Genomic DNA, 8,430 nt, shown 5'->3' with positions numbered 1-8,430 from the left:
CGCAGCGCCTCCGCTTCGATCTCGGCCAGTGTCTTTTCCGTCATGCCCGGATAGTGCTCGAGCGTCATGGCGCGGACCTCGCTGCTGCCCGAAATGTCGCGGACCGTGCCTAGAAACATCACCGTGCCGCCGAGGTCGGCGCGCCCCGCCTTGAGCGCGGCGAGCTCGGCGCCAGCGTCGAATGGGTCCTCTTGAACGCGGATCATGCCCCTAACATGCCTCTCATCGGCCCGCTCTTCAATTGCCGGGTGGTGCGCTCAGGTCCCTGAGGCGCGCGAATCCGCCCTCGGGATTGTTCAGGATGTCCGGCACGTCGGGATAGAGGCGGGGCTCGTTCCACGGCCCGCGGATCACCGCCGGCACCGGAAGGGGCGAGGCGGTCGCCGGTTCCACCGTGGCACGGAGGTCGACCGCACGGCGCAGGAGATCGGCACTGCCGCTGACGCTGAGCGTCTCGGACGAGAGCTGGAGGAGCAGCTGTCGGATGCTCGCCACGCCGTCGGCGAGCGACACGTCGGCCGAAAGCGAGGTGAAGGGCGTTCCTCCGGGCGCCGCCATCCAGCCCTCGAGAATGCGCGAGCGCATGGCGCCGAGAAGGCCCGGCAGGTCGGTTCCGGCGATCCGCCCCTCCGCCACGGCAAGGCCCGCCGTGCCCTTCAGCGTTCCCACAAGCTCCTCCTGCGTCTGGCCTTGCGCGCTGAGTTCGGCAGAAAGCGTGCCGGTGCCGGCGAGAAAGCCCTTGCCACCCAGGGCCGGGAGAAGTTCCGCCATGTCGGCCCCTTCGGCCTTCACCGTAAGCCTGGCAACGGGAGGCAGCACGACCGCATCGGCGCCGGCAATGAAACTCACCGTTCCGCCATTTTCGAGACGCGCGGCCCCCGAGGCCTCGAGCTTTCCCTCGCTCAGCGTGGCGGCAATGCGGGAAGCACCCGCCGAGAGGTTGCCGTAATGCAGCGCGGCGGCAAGGAGGCTCACCTCAGCGTCGAAGGACCTGAGCAGCGCGAAGGGCAACGGTCTTCGCCCCCACTCCCCGTTGGCCGCGCCGGCAGCGGGCACCATCGCATCGAGCCACACCCGGTCTGCCTGCATGTTGGCTTGCAGCTTCGGGCGCTCGCCCCGGAGATCGATGACCGCCTCGCCCGCCGCCCGCAGCGCCCCCAGCGTCACCGCGGCGTTGCGGAGTGCATGCGCGCGCCCGATGCTGTCGAGCGCACCATCGGCATTGAGTGGGCGCGGGACCGTCGTTCCTTCTTCCAGCGGTATGCCCGCCCAGCGCAGCAGCTCGGCCGGGTCGGCACTGGTGAGGCTCACCGGCCCGGCAAGGCTCAAGACTTTGCTGGTGTCGAGCCGGCCGCTGAAGCTTGCGGAGCCTGCCTCCGCCACAACGGCAAGTTCGAGCGGCGATCCGCCCTTGTTCACCCGCGCCAGCGATTTCAGCGTGAGGTCGATCCGCACCACGCGGGCGTTGACGACCGCCGAGCCATTGAAGGCCACGGCACCGTCGGCCGAGATGTCGAGGACGCCGTCGACGTTGCGCAGAGCCATGCCCTGCCCGTTTCGCGCATCGAAATAACGGAAGGTGGACTGCTCCAGGATCAGCCTGAGGGGCGAGTCGGCCCTCGCCTCCGGGAAGGCCCAGCTGGCGACGCCGCGCTCGTCGATCAGAAGGGCGAACTCGGCTTCGCGGAGCCGCATGGAGGAGAAATCGGGGTTGCGCGACAGCAGCTGTCCGAATTGCAACGGGACGACCAGCGATCTTGCCGTGACAAGGTTGTCGCTGGTCTCGGCGGGACCAGAGAGCGTTGCCTCCTCCATGCGAATGGCAAGAGGGAAGAAATCGAGTTCTGCCCCCCCGGCCGTAAAGCGTCGGCCCAGCGCCTCCGCGGCGCTCTCATCCAGCCGGCTGATGGCATAGCCGGGCGAGAACACCGCCCAGGCCGCCAGGCCGAGTATCAGAAGGGCCGCGGCGATGCCGCCTGCAACAAATCGTCTGTGCATCGGAAACTCCAGAAATCTCGCCGCTTTTCGGCGGGACTTGCGGCCCTTCTGTGACATGACTAGACCCCTGCTGCCGCCGTTCAAAAAGTGAGCCTTACATGACCGAAAGCCCCTTGTGGACCCCCGAAGCCGAGCGCGTCACGTCTTCCAATCTCTGGCGCTTCATGGAGCCGCTTGGACTCCGGAGCTTCGAGGAAGTGCTGCGCTATTCGGTGGAGAAGCCGGAATCCTTCTGGCGCGCGGTGTGGGAATTCTGCGGCGTTGTCGCCCAAACCCGCGGCGAACGCGTCCTGGTGGACGGTGACAGGATGCCGGGTGCGAAATTCTTCCCCGATGCCCGCCTGAACTATGCCGAGAACCTGCTGTGGAGGTCGGACGAAGCGGACGCACTGGTGTTCCGCGGCGAGGACAAGGTGATGCGCCGCATGAGCTGGGCCGAACTCGGCGCCGCCGTGGCGCGCCTGCACCGCGCCTTGCTCGCGGCCGGCGTTCAGCCTGGAGACCGCGTCTGCGCCATCGTTCCGAACATGCCCGAAGCCATCATCTGCTTCCTTGCCGCGGCCTCGCTCGGCGCAATCTGGTCCTCCTGCTCGCCCGATTTCGGCGAGCGTGGAATTCTCGACCGCTTCGGCCAGATCGCTCCGAAGATCCTCGTCACCTGCGATGGCTATTGTTACGCCGGCAAGACGATCAGGATGGCGGACAAGGTCGCAAACGTGCTGAAGGATCTCGCCTCCGTCGAGCGCGCGCTCGTCATCGACTACATCGGTGAAGCAGAAGCGGTGGCCCGCGCGCTGCCAAGGGGCGAGGCACTCTCTTCCTTCGTGGCGGGCCACGGCATCTCTCCCATTTCCTTCGCGCAGCTGCCTTTCGACCACCCGCTCTACATCCTCTATTCCTCCGGCACGACGGGCATTCCCAAATGCATCGTTCATTCGGCGGGGGGTATCCTCCTGAAGCATCTCTCGGAGCATGTGCTGAACACCGACACGAAGCCTTCCGACCGTCTCTTCTATTTCTCCACCTGCGGCTGGATGATGTGGAACTGGCTGGTTTCGGGGCTCGCTGCCGGTGCCACGCTGCTGCTCTATGACGGCTCGCCCTTCCATCCTTCCGAGCGCGTGCTCTTCGACTACGCCGACCAGGAGGGCATGACGATCTTCGGAACCTCGGCCAAGTACATCGACGCGGTGAAGAAGAGCGGCCTGCGCCCGAAGGAGACCCACCATCTCGGAAGCTTGCGCGCCATGCTGTCGACGGGCTCGCCCTTGAGCGCCGAGAGCTTCGACTTCGTTTATTCCGGCATCAAGCAGAACCTGCAGCTCGCCTCGATCTCCGGAGGAACAGACATCTGCGGGTGTTTCGTGGGCGGCAACCCGCTTTCGCCCGTGTGGCGCGGCGAGATCCAGGGCCCGATGCTGGGCATGGCGGTCGACGTCTATGACGAGGCGGGAGAGCCGGTGAGAAACGAGAAGGGCGAACTCGTCTGCGTGAAGCCCTTCCCCTCCATGCCCGTGATGTTCTGGAACGATGCCGACGGATCGAAGTATCACAACGCCTATTTCGCGCGTTTTCCCAACATCTGGTGTCATGGCGACTTCGCCGAGATCACGCCCCACGGCGGCATGATCATCCACGGCCGCTCGGACGCGACGCTCAACCCCGGCGGCGTGCGGATCGGCACGGCCGAGATCTATGCCCAGGTCGAGCAGGTGCCGGAGGTGATCGAAGCGCTGGCGATCGGCCAGGACTGGGACAATGACGTGCGGGTCGTTCTCTTCGTCCGGCTGAGGCCCGGTGCTGTGCTCGACGAGGCCCTCGGTCAAAGGATCAGGAAGCAGATCCGCGAAGGCGCCTCGCCCCGCCACGTACCGGCGAAGATCGTGGCCGTGGCAGACATTCCGCGCACCAAGTCCGGCAAGATCACAGAGCTCGCTGTGAGGGACGTGGTGCATGGGCGCGCGGTCAAGAACAAGGAGGCGCTCGCCAACCCGGAAGCACTCGACCTCTACAAGGACCTTCTCGAACTCAGGACGTGATGTGCGGCTCGTGCAGTGTGCGTGAGAGCAGGATCACCGGCAGCAGCCCCGCCGCCACGATGGTGAGGGCGGGCAGAGCGCTCTCCTCCAGTTGGTCGAGCGAGGCAAGCATGAAAACGCTCGTCGCGAGCGTCTCGAAATCGAAGGGACGGAGGATGAGTGTGGCGGGCAGTTCCTTCATGCAGTCGACGAAGACGAGAAGAGCCGCCGAGACGAGTGCGGGCCTGAGCAGAGGCAGGTGCACCTCGGAGAATGCGGCGATCGGCCCGCGCCCCAACGTGCGCGCGGCGGCCGCGACGTTGGGCGTCACCTTCTGCAGGCCTGTTTCGATGGCGCCGAACGACACGGCGAGGAAGCGCACGACATAGGCGAAGATGATGGCGGCGATCGAGCCAGAGAGCAGGAGGCCGGTCGAAACGCCGAAGGTGTCGCGCAGGAAGCTGTCGAGCGCATTGTCGAAGCCGGCGAGCGGGATCAGCACGCCGATGCCCAGCACCGTTCCCGGGATGGCATAGCCCATGCTGGCGAGCCGAATGATCTTGCTGGTGAGGCCCTTGCGCACGGCGCGGTTGGCATAGCCGAGAACGAGACCGAGCAGCACGGCGAACCCTGCTGCGAGCCCCGCCAGCAGCAGCGAGTGATAGACAGCCTTGAGGTAGGTGACGGAATAGGCCTCCTCGAGGCGCGAGGCGGCGAAGTTCATCAGGATGAGCGCCGGGACGACGAAGCCGATCAGGACCGGCAGGGCGCAGACGAAGACGGCCAGCACGCGCTGCCAGCCATTGAGCCGGATGCGGTCGGGCTGGCGGGGGCGCTGGGCGGGGAGAACGAAGGACTGCTTGCGCCGCGCCGTGCGCTCGAACCACACCAGCACGAAGATGAAGAGCAGCATCACCGCCGAGATCTGCGCGGCACCTCCGAGGTTACCCTGCGAGAGCCAGGTGGTGTAGACGCCGAGCGTCAGCGTCCGCACCCCGAAGAAGCCGGCGGCACCGATGTCGTTCAAGCACTCCATCAGCGCGAGCGAAACGCCGACGGCGATTCCGGGCCGCGCGAGCGGCAGCGCCACACTGCGGAAGGCTCCCCACGGCGTGCGGCCGAGAGCGCGGGCGACCTCGAGCTGGGTTGCCGGCTGGCGGATGAAGCTCGCTCGCGCGGTGAGGAACACGTAGGGATAAAGCACCATCGAGAGCACGAAGATGGCGCCGCCGAGCGAGCGGATCTCGGGGAACCAGTAATCCCCCGGGCTCTTCCAGCCGAAGACGCCCCTGAGCCACGTCTGGAACGGCCCCGCATAGCTCAGGAAATCGACGTAGGCATAGGCGACGATGTAGCCCGGCATGGCGAGCGGCAGGAGCGAGGCCCACACGAAGAGCGGGCGCAGCGGGAAGCGGCACATGGTGACGAGCCAGGCCACCGCGGTGCCCACCACGAAGGTGATGATTCCCACTCCCAGCATCAGTCCCAAGGTGCGCAGCACATAGCCCGGCAGCACGGTTGCGATCAGGTGCGGCCAGACGTTTTCGGTGGGCGTGAAGGCGAGGACGAGAATGGTGAGGACGGGGAGTGCCAGGGCGACGCCCGTCACCAGTGCTGCTGCGCCGAGCAGCCTCTCGCTCCAGGGCCGCGGTGGTCTCTGCGGCGCGGGCCGGACCTCGGCAACGGCCATTGGGAGCCTATTCCGCCAGGACGCGCGTCGTCGGGAAGGTGATTTCGGCGAGTGTGCCGCGGCGCGGCTCGCTCGAGAGATCGAAGCTCGCGCGGTTCGCCTCGACCAGCGCCTTGGTGAGGGGAAGGCCCAGCCCAGTTCCCTGCACCTCGCGGCCCTCGGTGGCGACTCGCCGGAACGGCTCGAGCGCATCCCTGAGCTGTTCCGCCGTCATGCCGATGCCGGTGTCCTTCACCCTGAGCTTCAGTTCGCCGGTGGGGGCGAGCAGGGCCGAGATCACCACCTGTCCGCCGGCATCGGTGAACTTGATGGCGTTGGAAACGAGATTCAGCATGATCTGCCGCATCGAGCGGAGATCGGCCACGACGTTGGGAAGCTCCGCCGGCAGGGACTTCCTGAGCACGACTCGCGCCGCGGTCGCCTGTTCCTGCAGCATCTTCATCGCGTGATCCGCGACATCGCCGAGATTGACGGCGGTGAAGTTCAGCTCGAGCTTGCCCGCCTCCACCTTGGAGAGGTCGAGGAGGTCGTTGATGAGCGACAGGAGATGCGCTCCGCTGGCATGGATGTCCTGCACGTAGCCGCGGTATTTCTCGTTGTCGATTTCTCCGAAGCGGCCGAGCCGCATCACCTCCGAGAAGCCCATGATGGCGTTGAGCGGCGTCCTGAGCTCATGGCTGACGCTGGCGAGGAACTCGGATTTCTGCCGGCTGGTCGCTTCGGCGCGCTCCTTCGCCTCGCGCAGCTCCGCCTCGGTCTTCTTCCACTGGGTTATGTCGCGCACCACGGCGCAGAAGGCCGCCTGCGAACGCGGCGCCTGCAGCCTGCCGATGGTGAGGAACAGAGGCACCGTTCCGCCCTGGCGGACGGTGGCCGTCACCTCGCGCCCGTCGTTGAAGACGCTGGCAAGCCCCGGGCCCTGCAGCGCGGCCAGATAGTCGCGCACCAGCTTGCGGCTCTCGGGCGCGAGGAGATCGAGAAATGGCTTCCCGGCAACGTCCGCGATCCGCCAGCCGAAGATCGCCTCGGCCCCGGCGCTGAAGGTGTGGATGCGCGCCTCGGCATCGAGCGTAATGATGCCGTCCGCCGCCGTGTCGAGAATGGCCCTGAGTTCCTGGTCGGCCTCAGAGGGGTTGGCCCGGAGCGGCAGTGGGATGACCTCGGCCGAGGGCTTCGCCGCGGCGGAGGGTTCCGGCACTGGCTCCGCCGCCTGCCCGTGAACGGGCAGGGGGGCGGCATGCGGATTCGCCTCTGCGGGCGCGGGCTCGAGCAGGGGCGAAGACGCCAGGCGGAGTTCTGCCCGTTCGGCCTTCTGCGGCTCCGACTTGCGCAGCACGAACTGGCGGGCAGGCCCCCCAAGCCAGGGAATGACCGTCATGTGGACGCTGGCATGGGCCGAGCGGCCGCCGTCGGCTGCGATGTCGGAGGGTGGCAGCGACTGGCCGAGCTGCCCGAAGCGGCCCTGCAGGCGTGCATCGTTGATCACGTCTTCACCGGTCTCATGACCGAAGAGCCGGGCCGCCGCCGGGTTGGCGAAAAGAAGTTGCCCGTCCTTGGCGACGAGCACGGCGTCGGCGCGGTTCTCGAGCGGCAGCCGCACCTGGTCGGGTATGCGCTGGAGCTTGCGCCGCGGTGTTGGCGGCGGCGCCGGCGGCTCCGCCGACGGGGATGCTGCTTCCACCTGATCCACGGGGCGTGGCGTGGATTGCTTCAGGCCTTCCTGCAGGGCCCGGCCCAGCTGCTCGAAGGCTGCGGCATCTGCCCCCGTTAGGCCTGTCGCCGACCCGGAATTCCGGGTTCCAGCCCTGCCTTCGGGTCTTGCCGGCTCCTCGCCGCTGAGCCTGAGTTCAAGCGCCCGGCGTTCGGTGACATCGTCGAGCAGGAGGAGGGCAAAGGCAGAGGTTTCGCCAGCGCGCTCGAGCCGGCGGGCGGTGATCCTGATCTCGCGGGCCCCGAGGCGCACCGGGAGGCTGCGCGTCATCGCCACCGTGCCGCCCGCCTCGATGCGAGCCAGGAGCTCGTCTGCCGCGGAGGGCTCACCCATCAGGCCTGCAAGGCTCGCGCGCTGCCCGGCGCCGAGCAGCAGGAGGGCGGCCGCATTGAGGTGGCGAATTGTGCCGTCCCGCCCGATCAGCAGGGCTGCGGAAGGCAGGAGGTCGAAGGCGGCGAGAATGTCCTCCGCCGCTCTCGCGGCTTGCTGGACCGGCGAGTGGCGCGCCACAACGAGGAGCCCCGGCCGGCCATCGGCGAGGGCATGCACCATGCAGCGGCATTCGAGCGGCGCGGTGGCTCCAGCGGAAGGGAAATGCAGCAGCGCCGTCTCAACCTGGCCGCGGCGCAACCGGCGGGCGAATGTGACGATCTGTTCGACACCGGGCTCCATGAGGTCGAAGGGCCGGTCAACGAGGTCGAAGAGGGAGGCCCCGCCGAAGTAGGCGATGCCGGCGCGGTTCGCCCAGACAATCCTTGCGCGGGCCCCGTCCCAGAGCCATGCCGCTTCAGGAATGTCCCGCAAATCTTCCAGCGTCGGTGTCGTAGCGTCGGACAACCCAGCACCCTCGCGGGCGCTTCGCCATGCGCCCAATCTTAACCCGCGCTTAACCTAAACGAATTCGCCACCGCCCGTCCATCTTTCCGTGAGCCGCTCAACCCGGTTGACGCGCTGCAACATTTATATTGCACTGCACAATGAAGTGGACTATATTGGTTCCAAAGAGGAGATCA

The 8,430-nt window shown here is 67.0% G+C and carries 5 protein-coding genes; 1 reads left to right on the top strand and 4 read right to left on the bottom strand.

Annotated elements, in window-relative coordinates:
* Both ACK4HL_RS08965 and ACK4HL_RS08960 read right to left on the bottom strand, forming a co-directional pair.
* A partial coding sequence (locus ACK4HL_RS08965) for a molybdenum cofactor biosynthesis protein MoaE (RefSeq protein WP_409758878.1) occupies positions 1–206 on the bottom strand: 206 nt, incomplete at its 3' end.
* 31 nt (positions 207–237) lie between these two features.
* The gene (locus tag ACK4HL_RS08960) at positions 238–1,998 is read right to left on the bottom strand and encodes an AsmA family protein (protein WP_409758876.1); all 1,761 of its coding nucleotides are present in this window, start codon (positions 1,996–1,998) and stop codon (positions 238–240) included.
* Between the two features lie 98 nt (positions 1,999–2,096).
* Here ACK4HL_RS08960 and ACK4HL_RS08955 point away from each other — a divergent pair, with 98 nt between their 5' ends.
* Positions 2,097–4,037 carry an acetoacetate--CoA ligase gene (locus tag ACK4HL_RS08955; protein ID WP_409758873.1) on the top strand — a complete coding sequence of 647 codons (1,941 nt, stop codon included), beginning with the start codon at positions 2,097–2,099 and terminating at the stop codon, positions 4,035–4,037.
* Here the strand turns inward: ACK4HL_RS08955 and ACK4HL_RS08950 are convergent.
* Both ACK4HL_RS08950 and ACK4HL_RS08945 read right to left on the bottom strand, forming a co-directional pair.
* A complete protein-coding gene (locus ACK4HL_RS08950) occupies positions 4,027–5,706 on the bottom strand; it encodes an ABC transporter permease (protein WP_409758870.1) in 1,680 nt (559 codons plus the stop codon). The two genes, ACK4HL_RS08955 and ACK4HL_RS08950, sit on opposite strands and share 11 nt — an antisense overlap.
* Before the next feature lie 7 nt (positions 5,707–5,713).
* Positions 5,714–8,254, bottom strand: a complete 2,541-nt coding sequence (locus ACK4HL_RS08945) for a PAS domain-containing protein (protein WP_409758867.1) — start codon at positions 8,252–8,254, stop codon at positions 5,714–5,716.
* Positions 8,255–8,430: the final 176 nt, after the last annotated feature.

Source organism: Aestuariivirga sp. (assembly GCF_046294715.1).
Taxonomy (GTDB): domain Bacteria; phylum Pseudomonadota; class Alphaproteobacteria; order Rhizobiales; family Aestuariivirgaceae; genus Aestuariivirga.
This window is presented reverse-complemented; position numbering and strand designations above follow the sequence as displayed.